The following is a 13,071-nucleotide window of genomic DNA, read 5'->3' on the forward strand; positions in this document are numbered from 1 at the left end:
ATAGATTAGTACGTCCAATGATTCGTTTTTTAGCATATATCGGAGCACTGTTTTTCTTCTTTTTCATATGCCAACAGCATATATCTGCACAGGTAAGATTGTCTGGTATGGTGGCTGACCAGGAGACCAAAACGGGATTGCCATTTGTTTCCATCGTTAACAAGAGAACGATGACGGGTACTCTCAGTAATGAGAATGGCCGCTATTATATTGAGGCCCTGCCGGGAGATACCCTTGAGTTCTCCATGCTTAGTTATGCCCAGCGCCAGATCGTTGCACCGGGGATGTCCACTACACAGGACGTTTATTTGCAGAGACGGCTGTTTGAGCTGCAGGGGGTCAATGTAAAAGGGATCAACCACACCAAGGACTCCCTCGCCATGCGGCAGGAATACGGCCGTTATTTCAATTATAAAAAGCCGGGGGCCATGGACGTGCTAAAAACACTGCCAGCCAATCCCATTACGGCATTAACTTACCTTGTGCCCAGCAAAACGCGCAAACGGAAGGAGCAGTTCCGTGAGCAGCTGGTGTACTGGGAAAAAGAAAAGTATATTGATTACCGTTATTCTCCCGAACTGGTGGCAAAGATGACCAAACTGCAGTCGCCGGAGCTGGATTCCTTTATGCATAGGTACCGCCCAGGCTACCAGTTCCTGAACGATGCTTCCGAGTATGATCTGCTGTTATTCATTAAGCAGTCGTTCGAAGATTATCAAAGAGCAAAAGGGAATAAACAATAAACAATCATCTTCCTGTATAAAAATAAAAGCCCGGGACATCATTGTTCCGGGCTTTTTTATGTGGTTATATTACCAAATTGTTAACCTGCAAAACGGACTAGGAACTTCTTATTTCCCGGACGTACTCTATGTGTAAATACCCTGAGCAGGGACCGGGATTATGGATAAACAGTTACTGGAAAAGTATTTTAAAGGGCAATGCACAACACAGGAAGTCGCCGTCGTTGAAAATTGGCTTTCTTCAGCAGACACGATGCTGCTGGATGAGTTTATGATGGGGAAATGGGAGGAAGCCAATGCGCCTGTTGTGATGAAGCCCCGTGTACACAGATTCTGGTATGGTGCCACCGCAGCAGCCGTGATCGGTATCATTGTTTCCATTGCCTTTTTCTGGCAACACCGTACAGGCACCCGCCCTGTTGCCGTGAAATGGGATACCCTGCACAACACCAGCGACAATATACAATTGTTCACCATGGAGGATGGCAGTGAAGTCTGGCTTAATACGCATTCGTCTATCATTTATCAGAACAGGTATAATAAGGAATCGAGGGAGTTATGGCTGCATGGTGAAGCTTATTTCAAGGTAACCAAAGACGAGGAACGGCCTTTCCTGGTACACACCGGTCGCCTGACGACCACCGTACTGGGTACTGTATTCAATATTGCCACCTCCAATATGGCCGACGGCAGCATTCAGATCAGCTTGTTGGAAGGGAAAGTAGCCGTGAGCAAACCAGATTCATTTAACGAAGTATTGTTGCCCGGCCAGATGTTGAACTATGCAGACGGAAAACAACCACAGCTGACAAGCTTCGAAAAGAGTGATGTGCTGGACTGGAAAAAAGGGAAAATTCATTTTAACCACACCCAACTGGCAGATGCATTAGCCCGGTTACAGCAGCGTTATGGCTGCCGGATTATACTGGATGACCCGTCGTTGGGCAAAAAGAAAATTTCAGGTGAATTCAACCGGGATATGTCTTTAGAAAAAATTCTATCCACATTGGGTTATGTACATGATATCTCATTCGTACGGATTAACGACACCACATACCAAACACACAGTAAGTAGCTAACTACATCCATTTAAAATAAAGAATACATTATGCAAAAATCTACCTACAGATTTTGTACAGGGGAAAGTATGTCATGTCGTGTGATGATCCTTTTGTTTTTTTTCGTTCCACTATCGCCTATGCTGGTATTAGCACAGGCTTACAAATCCCTTACCGATAAGGTACAACTGCAGTTGGGTAAAACCAATGCTGCCGCTATTGTGAAAGCGTTACAACAACAAACACCTTATACCTTCATTTATGATCCGGAGTATCTGCAACAGTGCACCGTTAGTGAAGCACGGTTTCCGGGTACGCCGCTGGGAGAAGTATTGAGCTACATCGATCAACATACGCCACTGGACGTGGAGTTGACCGGAAATCATGTGATAGCGCTGCGCAAAGGCAGTGTTGTTACACCGGCAGCACAAACCAATGGCCGCATCCGCGGGAAAGTAGTGGATGCCAAGAATGAACCGCTGCCTGGTGTTACGATAGCAGCACAGGGCGGACAAGGCACTATCACCGCGGTAGATGGTAGTTATGAACTGGTGTTGAATCCCGGTACGTACAGCCTTAGCTTCAGCTTCGTTTCCTATGAAACCAGGAAAGTGACAGATATTTCCGTGAAGGAAAAAGACATTATTCCACTGAACGTAGTGCTGAAAAACAGCGGCTCCCGCCTGAAAGAGGTGACCGTGACCGGTAACTACCGCAAAGCTTCTATCGAAGGTTTGTATGCCTTGCAGAAGAATAACGCGGCTATTACGGATGGTATCAGCGCAGAACAGATAGCCCGTACGCCGGATAAAAACATTGGTGAAGTATTAAAGAGAGTAAGCGGTCTGGCTACGATGGATAATAAATACGTAGTAGTACGCGGACTGAGCGAACGTTATAATCAGGCGGTGCTGAATGGGCAGATTATGCCCAGCACAGAGCTGAACAGAAAGAACTTCAGCTTTGACATCATTCCTTCCAATATCGTGGAGAATGTAACGGTGATAAAGACTATCACGCCTGATCGCAGCGCAGAATTTGGTGGCGGCCTGGTAGAAGTGAATACACTGGACATTCCTTCCGAAAATTTTCTGAACCTGTCTGTTGGCGGCAGCTATAATGATAAAACAACAGGCAAGGATTTTTTGTCCTTACCACTGAGTGGCAGTGAGTATTGGGGAAATACCGCCAAACATCGCCAGCTGTTTGGCACGCTGGACTGGAAAGACAGATTTGATATAGTAGATCATTACAACAAAGAAGGCAAAAATGCTGCGCTGTTTAATAATAACTGGGCTGTAACAAAATTTAAAGCACCGGTATCTCCCAATTTTCAGGCGTCTTTTGGCCGGGTGCTGCGTGGTAGCGCAGGTCAGCAATGGGGACTGGTAGCCGCAGCCAGTTATCGTAATACATTATCTACGCAGGATATCATATTAGGAAGAGAAGGTTTTGCTGTAGCAGAAGGTAATAGTGATCTGGACAACAGGTTGTTTAAAGGACAACGATATGGCTTTGTGACCAATTTGGGAGGTATGCTGGGTATTGGTTATCGCACCGAAAAAAGCAGGATCGGTTTTCAATCGCTTTACCTGCGCACACTGGACCAACAGCTGACATTTGGCACCGGGCCGAATGATACTTTCGGTGAACATACCGTAGGACTTTTTGATATGGGAATGCAAACATCCCTGTGGCAAAACCAACTGAGAGGTGAACATGCTATTGGCCGGAATGGTATTCGTTTGAAATGGAGTGGCAGTTACCTTAAACTGGACCGTCAAAAGCCGGACAACCACATCTTGTTGGCTAATTATATACCGATAGAAGGAGCAGAAAAAAATGAGTTTACCATCGATAAATACGGAAGCAATTTCGCAGAAGGCGCATTAAGATCATGGAGCCGTGCACTGGAGAATAACTATAACTGGGAAGCTGCGGTATCTGTACCGTTTAAGTTTAATGCTGGCAAAGTAAACTTTGATAATACTTTCAAAGGTGGTTACGCCGGTTGGAATAAAGACAGGTTGTTCTTTGTGTTGAATACGTTGTCAAAAATTGATAACAGAGGTTCAGAGGTTTTCCCGCTGGGAAAGGCATTTATACCGGAAAATGGCTTACAGGTGGGCATGAGCCAGTTTGGTGACAACTTCAAACGTCGGTCAGCCTCATTGCATGCATTGTTTGCCATGCTGGACAATAGGATTGGAGATAAGTGGAGACTGGTATGGGGGGTGAGAGCTGAATATTACAACCTGAATAAGGTGAATAACAATCTTGACTCAACTTTTGCCAAATTTAAACCGGAGCCAGGTAAGGAGTATGATTATTCAGACTTGCTAAGCAGAGAGTCGAATTGGCATTTTTTTCCTTCCGTCAACCTGACTTATTCCCTTACACCGTCCATGAACCTGCGGTTGGCTTATTCAGAAAGTATTATCCGTCCGGACTTACGTGAGTTGTCTGTTTTCAAGGAATATGATTTTGAGTTAGGAGGTGATTATACGTCCTCTTTGGTAAGATCAACAACGATAAAGCATCTGGACTTCCGTTATGAGTGGTATCCGGGTCCGGGGGAAATCCTTTCCGCGTCATTTTTCTACAAGGACCTCTCCTACCCGATGGAGATTTACCGGCGGGAGCTGCTTAACAGCTATGAGTTGTTAAACAGTAAATCGGCGAAAAACTATGGTATAGAGCTGGAGATGAGAAAGTCGTTAGCTTTTACCAAAGTGCCGGTGCTGCGCAATTTTACGCTCTACGGCAACTTTACATACCTGGATGCTACCGTTAAACCTATGAGCCTTAATATAGGCATTATGGACCCGGCTAATCCTCAAAAAGTAATCGTAAAGGAGACTATCGGGGAAGAAGAGAAAAGACCTCAGATGGGTGCCAGCAATTTTATGTTTAATGCTGGTGTTTACTACGACATGAACCCTTTATCAGTGAGCCTGACTTATAATTCAGTTACTAATCGTGTTTTCCTGCCAAGTACTGTTTACAGGCTGTCGTTAATGGAGCGGCCTTTGCAGGCGCTGGATGCGCAGATTGGGTTCAGGTTCCTGAAGCAGCATGCTGAATTGAAGTTAAATATTGGTAACCTGTTAGACAGTTACGCAGTTATCTACAGGAACCAGTTTACTGCTGAGCAAAACCAGGACTACACCAATGGTGGAAAGCCTGGAAAGAAAGAAATGAATTATAATCCCGGACAAGATATCGTGAATTTCAAATCCAAGCCAGGCCGTACTTACAGCGCGACTTTTACCTATAAGTTTTAATGTTTAAAAGTAGATGTTCTATGAATAAGAGACTTTTAACGACTACGCTCATATTTGTTGCAGCCATATTAAATCTGACGTTGGGAACATCCTGTAAAAAGGAAAATGGTGCCACCGAGCATAATCGTACCGTGGTTGCCGGTGGTCCTTCCGGTGTAGCCGGCAGTTGTGGCGACAGCATTATTACCGGTGTAATTACCTCCGATATTACCTTGAAAAGCTGTAAAATTTACAAGCTGAACGGGTTGATATATGTGACCAACAATGCGGTAGTGACCATTGAGCCCGGAACCGTGATCAAGGGCATTAAAGGGACCTCTACTGCCGTTGGCGGAGGACTGGTTATTACCAGCGGGGCAAAACTAATAGCCAGTGGTACTGCTACTGATCCAATCGTTTTTACTTCCAATGAAAGTTTTCCTGTATCCGGCGATTGGTGTGGTATCGTGATGGTCGGTAATGCACCTGCTAACCCGCTTGCCGCGGTACCTGTACCGGGTCTTCCTACTCCCTTTTTCGGTGATGTTACTTATGGTGGCCCGGGCAAGAATATACCTGGTGACAATAGCGGTATACTACGCTATGTCAGGATCGAATATGCCGGTTTTGAATTGAGTAGCCTCAGTGCTCTGAATGGCCTGACACTGGCAGGAGTGGGCAATGGTACTGTACTGGATTTTATTGAGGTATATAAAGCAAAAGCTGATGCCTTTGGAATCTATGGCGGGACAGTAAATGCTTCTCACCTGTTGGCTATCTCTCCATTAGACGATCTGTTTGATATTGACCACGGTTATACGGGTACTGTCACTTACGCACTGGGCATATCTGATCCTGCCAGGGCTGACAAGAGCCAGTCCAATGGCCTGGAATCCGATAACAACATAAATGGTGACCCGGTAACTCCTTATACACATCCTACTTTCAACTACCTTACTATTATTGGCCAGCGTGACGCGGCATCGGCTTCCGTTACCAACGCCCCTCCCAGCGGCACCGGCAGATATGGTTATGCAGCACATCTGAGAAGGAACAGTGAGTTTGCGATTAGTAACGCCATCTTTATGGGCTATAATATTGGTATTTTCCTGGACCCAACACTACCTCCTGTAGGGCCCAATACGAGAACGAAGTATGACAACGGCATCTCTACGTTAACCAATGTCTATGTACATGCATATGTTACTCCTTTTGCCACGTTTACTCCGCTGGGTACTACCAACAAAGGTTACATTTCTGCAGACCCGAACTTTAACATCAGGTTGAATGCTCCATTTGCTACCATACCTGTCATCAGTAACTATATTCCACAGGCATTGTCTCCCGCCAGGGCTGTAGGCGCTTTCCCTGTTGGAAACACTACCTGGGCCAATGGCTGGTCAATTCTATAATGATAATATTATCCTCAAGTATAAACATTAACGCTTTTGCGCGCATACCCGAAAAATATATCCTGATCAGGTATTCATCATTCATTCCTTATTCATTTGTTTAAACTTTAAAAAGTAAAAATCCCATGAACAAAAAACCCTTAGCGGTAACCCTCATGTCCGCAGCAACTGTGCTGGGCATGATGTTAGGCACATCCTGCAAAAAAGACAACGTAGTAAACAATGACCGCGCAGTAGTAGCCGGTGGTCCTTCTGGTGCTTCCGGTACCTGTGGTGACAGCACCATCACTGGTGTGATCACTTCCAACATCACCCTGAAAAGCTGCAAAATTTACAAACTGGATGGTCTGGTATATGTAGCCAACAACGCTGTTGTAACTGTTGAACCCGGAACAGTGATCAAAGGTATCAAAGGTATTCCTGCTGACCCGAACGTTCCAGGTTCTGGTACTCCAGGCGGTGGTTTGATCGTTACCCGCGGTGCTAAACTGATCGCTGATGGTACTGATACTAATCCGATCATCTTTACTTCCAACGAAGCTGCTCCTCAGTCTGGCGATTGGGGTGGTGTAGTATTGCTGGGTAAAGCACCTACCAACCATGCTGGTGCTGTACTGGTAGAAGGTATCACTGGTACTCCTCCTGCTGATGCTACTTATGGTGGTCCGGCTAACAACGTTCCTACAGATAACTCAGGTACCCTGCGTTATGTAAGAATTGAGTATGCTGGTTACGAACTGGCTCCGGATAATGAACTGAACGGTCTGACACTGGCTGGTGTTGGTAACGGTACTATCCTCGATTTCGTTGAAGTATACAAATCCAAAGACGATGCTTTTGAATTCTTTGGTGGTACTGTAAACGCTTCTCACCTGGTGGCTATCGACGCGCTGGATGATATGTTTGATACTGACAACGGTTATTCCGGTAAAATCGAGTACGCACTGGGCGTATCTGATCCTAACCGTGCTGACAAGAGCCAGTCTAACGGTTTCGAAAGCGACAACAACGCTGGTGGTGATGCCGTAACTCCTTACACTCATCCTACTTACAACTTCATCACTATCATCGGTCAGCCTACTGCCGCTGCTGCTTCTATTACCAATGGTCTGCCTTCTACTATCGGTAAATATGGCCGCGCTGCTCACCTGAGAAGAAATGCTGAATTTGTTATCAACAATTCTATCTTCCTGGGCTTCAACTATGGTATCTCTCTGGATACACAGAAACCTGCTACCGGTGCTAACACCAAAACCAAGTATGACGCTGGTACTTCTACGCTGACTAACAACTTTGTTCATGCGTATGTGTTTCCGTTCTCTACTGAGATCAACTTCACTTCCTTCGCTGCGTTCACTCCGGCTGGTACTACCAACAGAGGCTATACCAACACTGATCCGAACGTGAATATCAAACTGACTGCTCCGTTCGCAGCTACCCGTGCTATCGGTAACTACGTTCCTACAAGTCTGTCTGTTGCTAAAGCTGCTGGTGCTTTCCCTACCGGAAACACTACATGGGCTAATGGCTGGACTATTCTGTAATTGTTTTTATTCGTCATCACGTATAGAGGATTTTCCTCTATACGTGATGATCATCTTTTTTCTGTTAATATTTTGAATATGTATCTGTTTTTAAAACGCTTGTCTTTTCTTTTAGCCGTTATCGCTTTCCTGGCTTCCTGCCGTAAGGGTGAAATGCCCGACGAACACTACTTTGGTAAAGTCCAGGTTTCGCTGCTGAACCTTCCCAACACTCCCAAAATCATGATGTATTTTGATGGCCAGCGACTGGACACGATCAGGGTAGTTGGAGACGGGAGCCATTTTATTCTTCCTGCAGGCAAGAAAGGAAAACTGAGTGCTTATGATGCAGGCAAGCAGGAATTACTTGCAGATACTATGATTACTATTGGGATTAACAGTATACAGCAGTTTCGGTTTGCTTACAGCCCTGAGCTTGGATTGAAGGGATTCGTTGGTGCTGGTGGCGGTAGCTCTGTACCCATTGATTCATTTGATGTTCAGTTATTCAATAATTTGACAGCCTCCTTCTATCCCCTCGAAAAATACGATCTGGCCTTTATTTTTGCTGATCCTGACAGTGGTGAGATTTTGGATTATCCACTTGTATTAAAAGGATGGTCAAGAGGCAAACTGTCGGCTGTTGTAAGATTAAGAGCTGTAAACGCCAACGGTCATGACTACACGTACGCTGCTAAGTTAATTGACCCGGCCACTGGTCAGGTAGTATTACAGCCGGATGGTTCTGAGTTTTTTACATTCGGCAGTGATAAACTTGGTGGTAAAACTGAAATTATCTCCGTGGTGAACGATCCGACCGGAGGATATATTTCAACTTCCTATATAGACCTTTAATCTTTTTTATGCATCCCGCGAGCAAATATGTAACCCGTCTTATACCCTACTGCTGGTATGGTTTGAGTAGCTTATCTGTTATCACGGCGGGTTGCAAAAAAAATGATGTGGTAAATCCTGCTGCTACGCAGGAAGTTAAAATGGAAATCATCCCTGTGTCCGATACCATACGACAGGTTATTGCTTCCAATACATTGCTGACAGCCAACCATCCCTGGTATATTGATGGTTGGGTGTATGTGGCAAACGAAGCAACCTTGCGGGTGGAAGCCGGCGCGGTGGTTAACATACTGCCTACCGCGGTAAATAAACAAGACGGTCGCCATAGCGGCGGACTGGTTATTACCCGGGGGGCATATATTCTGGCTGAAGGTACAACAACACTGCCCATCCGGATAACGGTAGAAAAAGCTCCCGATCCTGGCCCCAGCGGTCTGCTGATATTGGGCCGGGCCCCGGTCAAAAAAGGATATACCCCTTTTCGTGACCTGACCTTTGGTGGCAACCTGGCGGAAGACAGCTCCGGCGTGATCAGGCATTTGCATCTGCATTACTCCCCTGCTGCGGGCAAAGGTTTCCGCGGAGGCCTGCTATTGCTGGGAGCCGGCAGCAAAACGATTACAGAAGCGATTGTGACGCATGCTTTACCCACTGCCGGGCCGGGCCTGAAAGGCGGAAAGCTGCGTTGAGATACTTTAAAATAATATGGAAAACCCTGTTTTACTGATTACTCTCCATTAACTATCATTTTTGTTAACCCCTCTTTCTCTCTTTATCTTGGGATGATCACCAAACTGTTGGCAGCCGCTTGTTGACCGGCATCATAGAAATGACGAAGGGTATTGTTGCTTTCCACGCTTGCCCTTACATTACCTGCGATTACTGACAGGGCTTTGGCTACCAGTGGATCATTGGCATCTCCCAATGGCAATAATGGTTGTCTGGACATTTCGTCTACTGGATATTGCGGTGCGATGCCCTGTGTGTAATTACCGTTACCATTGGCATTGGACAGCCGGTAGGTAAGCGGCTGAATAACCCAGGGGATGCGGCGGGGACTGCGCATATCTTTCACCAGTATGGCTCCTTTGTCTTTACCCACGGTGGTTTCACCTATCTGTATCACTTTCGTATAGGGTTTAAGGTTATTTACCAGCAGTTCGGCGGCGGATACTGTCTGACTGCCGGTCAACAGGAAAATGCGGGGCAGATTAAGTTGGGCGGAAGAGAGTGCAGCAAAGCTGATAGGGTCTGCATTTTCGGGGACAGAGAGTGTAGTGGCGAAGTTGAGTGTCTGGGAACCGAGGCGGTTGTTGCCGCTGTACTGCACAAAAACGCTTTTGTCTGTTACATCCGGTGCTATCAGCGCTGTGAGCATGGCGGCGGCGGCGAGGCTGCCGCCTGTATTGTAGCGGATATCAATGATCAGCTCCTCTATACCCTGACTTTTGAAGTTCCGGAATACATCCAGCAGACTGGTATTGTATGCATCGATAAAGGCATTGTAAAACACATAGCCTGTTTTACGGGAAGCGCCGGTTATTAACGTTGACGTATATACGGGGTTAGCAGTTGCCAACTTTCCTTGCAGCAATACGGCCGTGTTTTCAGTAATAGTTGCGCCGCTCACAGTAGCGGGTGTGATCGTACCAGTGGCGGCGGTCCTGAGCTGCTCACTGAGTGTTGCGGCATTTGCCGCAGTGAGGCTTGTTTCATTGATACGGGTAAAATAACTGCCTCTTTTCAGTCCGGCTGCCGCTGCATAAGATCCCGGCACCACCAGCTTGATAACGCCGATAACGCCTTCCGGCCGCTGTGGCCAGCTGATGATACTATAGTCGATGCCGTATTTACTGCGGATATCGGTGGCATACGTGGCCGGATCTTCGGGGTTGTACAGCAGGGAGAATCTGTCTTCGGTATACTTAATACTGTGAAAAAAAGATATCGTCTCCAGTGTGTTGTTGGGATTGGCAGGCAGCTGATCATTCCACAGATAGAAGTAGCGCATACTATCCAGTACCCAGTTGTTGATTTCCTGTTGGGTGACGGGCCCTGTTGGCACAGGTGGTATGTCATCTTTTTTACTACAGGCGGTTATCAACGCGATACTGCCAAGGAGAAAAGAATGGGAAGAGCGTCGCATGGCGGTGTTGTTTTCAGGGTGAGATGTGTCAGCTATGGTTGCTACCGAAATGACTGGTCAGTTCTTTCCGGATATATTGAAGGGCTGCTGTCAGGTGATTTTTTACGGTGGCGGGAGAAATGGATAATTGCTGGCCTATCTCCCGATGGCTATAGCCCAGGCTTCTGCTGAGCATATATACGTTCCGCCGCTGTTCAGGCATATTTTCTACCAGTTGGTGTATATGGGTGGTGAGTTCTTTTTGGAGGAGCAGTTTTTCTCCGCTGTGAGCAGTTTCAATGGATTGGTTGTCCGCCACTTTCGCCATCGCTTTTTTTTCGCGGTAAAGCTTGCGGGTTTCGTCGATCACCAGGTTTTTAACATACACAAACAATAAAGGAAATACGTCCTGCCCTTCCTTCAGCTGGTGCATGTTTTCCCAGAGGCGAACAAAGCATAACTGGGTGATTTCCTGCGCTCTGTTGGCATCACCTGTCAACTTGAACGCGAACCGGTATACTTTTAAATTGTTCTCCTCAAATATCTTCTCAAATTGTTCTTTAGGCGGGCTATCAGACATAGTTCGAGGTTGTTGCATTATCCGGATATAAATATAAGCCGGCTATGTTACAGGAATGTTAAGGCCCGGATATTTCTTTTCAGCAGTGACGCAAAGTTACGCACATGCAAAAGCCCGGAATATCTCCGGGCTTTTGTACGAATTTATTTGATAATGAAGAGTCGTTATTGGAGCAGTGAACCGTTTAACCGCTGCAGTTCTGTCTCGGCAAGTTTGGTGTTGTAACGCGCCTGTATCAGCCGGTAGTTGGAGTCTTCCAGGCTTTGCTGCGCCTGTTTTACTTCGATGGTGGTAGACACGCCCTGCTTGAAACGTTCCAGCGCCACCATCATATTTTCTTCAGCCAACTGGTTGTTTTCTTCTTCCAGTTCCAGCGCTTTCCTGTAATATTCATAATCCTTAAAGGCATTGTTCAGCGAGAGGTCTACCTGTGATTTGACATTATCGAGTGTAATGTTTTGGAAATCAAAGTCAATCTTAGCATTTTTTACCTGCCGTTTCACATTGAAGCCATTGAAGATAGGAATGGCTGCGGTGAGGCCATAGTTAAACACGCCGTTGCGGTTGAACCGGGGACTGAAGGCATTGGATGCCGCATTGGACGTATTACGGTTGTAGTTATAACCGGAATTGAAGGTGATCACCGGGAAATAATCTGCGCGGCGTTCTTTGATGGTCAGTGCGGAGATATTGATGTTCTGTTGCTGCACCTTGATGGCGGTGTTGTTATTGGCCACATTCTGTTGCAGCGTCACGAAAGACAGGCCGGCATTGATGGGAATAGAATCCGGGACATCATAACCGGTGGCGCCGGCGGGTACGGCCATCAGCTGGTTCAGCAGCGCTTTACTTTGTTCTATAAGCGTTGTCTGGCGCAGCAGCAGCGCTTTTTGTGCGTTGCAGTCTACTTTGGACTGCAACAGGTCTGTTTTAGGACCGAGGCCGGTGGTAAACTTGGCGTCGGACAATTTTACCCTTTCTTCCGAAATCGACAGCTGTTCACGGATGGCGATCAGTTGTTGTTTTTGTTGAACGATATTGTAATACCCACCGATGACGGTAGCAACGGAATTCTGTACCTGGTCTTTGATGGCCAGTTCACCGAGATCTTTGATGGCTGCCAGTTTCTCACGGGTAGCGAACATCTTGAGACCATCGAAGAGTGTCCAGCTGAGTGTGGCGTTGGCACTGATATTATTGCCTTTGATGCCGCTGGTATCTCTTTTGGTGCCGTTGACAAATTCCTGTTTGGTGGCGGTATTGTTCCAGGTGGTACCGGCGGTGGCGTTGAGACGGGGCACGAAGGCAAAATTCGCATAGGCGTAATCGTTAGCCGATAGTTCGGCTGTATTTCTGGCCAGCCGGATAGAGAAATTGTTTTTAAGCGCCAGGTCTATGGCCTGCTCCAGGGTCAGTATCTTCTGTTGCGCGGAGGCAGCCAGGGTGCTTCCCGCTATGAGGATAAAGAGGAGGCCGATGCTGGTGATATATTTCTTCATAATAAATTTAATA

General features: G+C 46.5%; 10 protein-coding genes. 7 read left to right on the forward strand and 3 right to left on the reverse strand.

Annotated elements, in window-relative coordinates:
- Window positions 1-17 precede the first annotated feature (17 nt).
- The 7 genes from HHL17_RS05145 (at window position 18) to HHL17_RS05175 (ending at window position 9,543) form a co-directional block, all read left to right on the forward strand.
- Window positions 18-743, forward strand: a complete 726-nt coding sequence (locus HHL17_RS05145; RefSeq protein ID WP_169223692.1) for a carboxypeptidase-like regulatory domain-containing protein — start codon at window positions 18-20, stop codon at window positions 741-743.
- 160 nt (window positions 744-903) lie between these two features.
- Window positions 904-1,818 carry a FecR family protein gene (locus HHL17_RS05150; RefSeq protein ID WP_169223693.1) on the forward strand — a complete coding sequence of 305 codons (915 nt, stop codon included), beginning with the start codon at window positions 904-906 and terminating at the stop codon, window positions 1,816-1,818.
- A gap of 123 nt (window positions 1,819-1,941) precedes the next feature.
- Complete coding sequence (locus HHL17_RS05155; protein WP_240975093.1) at window positions 1,942-5,085, forward strand: TonB-dependent receptor domain-containing protein; 3,144 nt, start codon at window positions 1,942-1,944, stop codon at window positions 5,083-5,085.
- Window positions 5,086-5,105: 20 nt separating this feature from the next.
- Window positions 5,106-6,476, forward strand: coding sequence for a hypothetical protein (locus tag HHL17_RS05160; RefSeq protein WP_169223695.1), 1,371 nt, complete (start codon window positions 5,106-5,108; stop codon window positions 6,474-6,476).
- 125 nt (window positions 6,477-6,601) lie between these two features.
- Window positions 6,602-8,020 carry a hypothetical protein gene (locus HHL17_RS05165; RefSeq protein ID WP_169223696.1) on the forward strand — a complete coding sequence of 473 codons (1,419 nt, stop codon included), beginning with the start codon at window positions 6,602-6,604 and terminating at the stop codon, window positions 8,018-8,020.
- A 78-nt stretch (window positions 8,021-8,098) separates the two neighbouring features.
- On the forward strand, window positions 8,099-8,854 hold the full coding sequence (locus tag HHL17_RS05170; RefSeq protein WP_169223697.1) for a hypothetical protein: 756 nt from the start codon (window positions 8,099-8,101) through the stop codon (window positions 8,852-8,854).
- 107 nt (window positions 8,855-8,961) lie between these two features.
- A complete protein-coding gene (locus HHL17_RS05175; protein ID WP_169223698.1) occupies window positions 8,962-9,543 on the forward strand; it encodes a hypothetical protein in 582 nt (193 codons plus the stop codon).
- Between the two features lie 83 nt (window positions 9,544-9,626).
- On the opposite strand, the gene HHL17_RS05180 is transcribed toward HHL17_RS05175, so the two are convergent.
- From HHL17_RS05180 to HHL17_RS05190, 3 genes are all read right to left on the reverse strand, one after another.
- The gene (locus HHL17_RS05180) at window positions 9,627-11,000 is read right to left on the reverse strand and encodes a S41 family peptidase (protein ID WP_169223699.1); all 1,374 of its coding nucleotides are present in this window, start codon (window positions 10,998-11,000) and stop codon (window positions 9,627-9,629) included.
- Between the two features lie 28 nt (window positions 11,001-11,028).
- Window positions 11,029-11,559, reverse strand: coding sequence for an RNA polymerase sigma-70 factor (locus tag HHL17_RS05185; RefSeq protein WP_169223700.1), 531 nt, complete (start codon window positions 11,557-11,559; stop codon window positions 11,029-11,031).
- A gap of 164 nt (window positions 11,560-11,723) precedes the next feature.
- Window positions 11,724-13,058 (reverse strand): TolC family protein, encoded by a 1,335-nt coding sequence (locus HHL17_RS05190; protein ID WP_169223701.1) that lies wholly within the window; start codon window positions 13,056-13,058, stop codon window positions 11,724-11,726.
- Window positions 13,059-13,071 lie beyond the last annotated feature (13 nt).

It is taken from the genome of Chitinophaga fulva (assembly GCF_012927205.1).
Taxonomy (GTDB): Bacteria; Bacteroidota; Bacteroidia; order Chitinophagales; family Chitinophagaceae; genus Chitinophaga; species Chitinophaga fulva.

Excerpts from the sequence above, each read along its gene's own strand:
- HHL17_RS05145 (WP_169223692.1), top strand. The coding sequence starts at position 18 with ATGATTCGTTTTTTAGCATATATCGGAGCACTGTTTTTCTTCTTTTTC.
- HHL17_RS05170 (WP_169223697.1), top strand. The coding sequence starts at position 8,099 with ATGTATCTGTTTTTAAAACGCTTGTCTTTTCTTTTAGCCGTTATCGCT.
- HHL17_RS05190 (WP_169223701.1), bottom strand. The coding sequence starts at position 13,058 with ATGAAGAAATATATCACCAGCATCGGCCTCCTCTTTATCCTCATAGCG.
- HHL17_RS05185 (WP_169223700.1), bottom strand. The coding sequence starts at position 11,559 with ATGTCTGATAGCCCGCCTAAAGAACAATTTGAGAAGATATTTGAGGAG.
- HHL17_RS05180 (WP_169223699.1), bottom strand. The coding sequence starts at position 11,000 with ATGCGACGCTCTTCCCATTCTTTTCTCCTTGGCAGTATCGCGTTGATA.
- HHL17_RS05150 (WP_169223693.1), top strand. The coding sequence starts at position 904 with ATGGATAAACAGTTACTGGAAAAGTATTTTAAAGGGCAATGCACAACA.
- HHL17_RS05165 (WP_169223696.1), top strand. The coding sequence starts at position 6,602 with ATGAACAAAAAACCCTTAGCGGTAACCCTCATGTCCGCAGCAACTGTG.
- HHL17_RS05155 (WP_240975093.1), top strand. The coding sequence starts at position 1,942 with ATGCTGGTATTAGCACAGGCTTACAAATCCCTTACCGATAAGGTACAA.
- HHL17_RS05160 (WP_169223695.1), top strand. The coding sequence starts at position 5,106 with ATGAATAAGAGACTTTTAACGACTACGCTCATATTTGTTGCAGCCATA.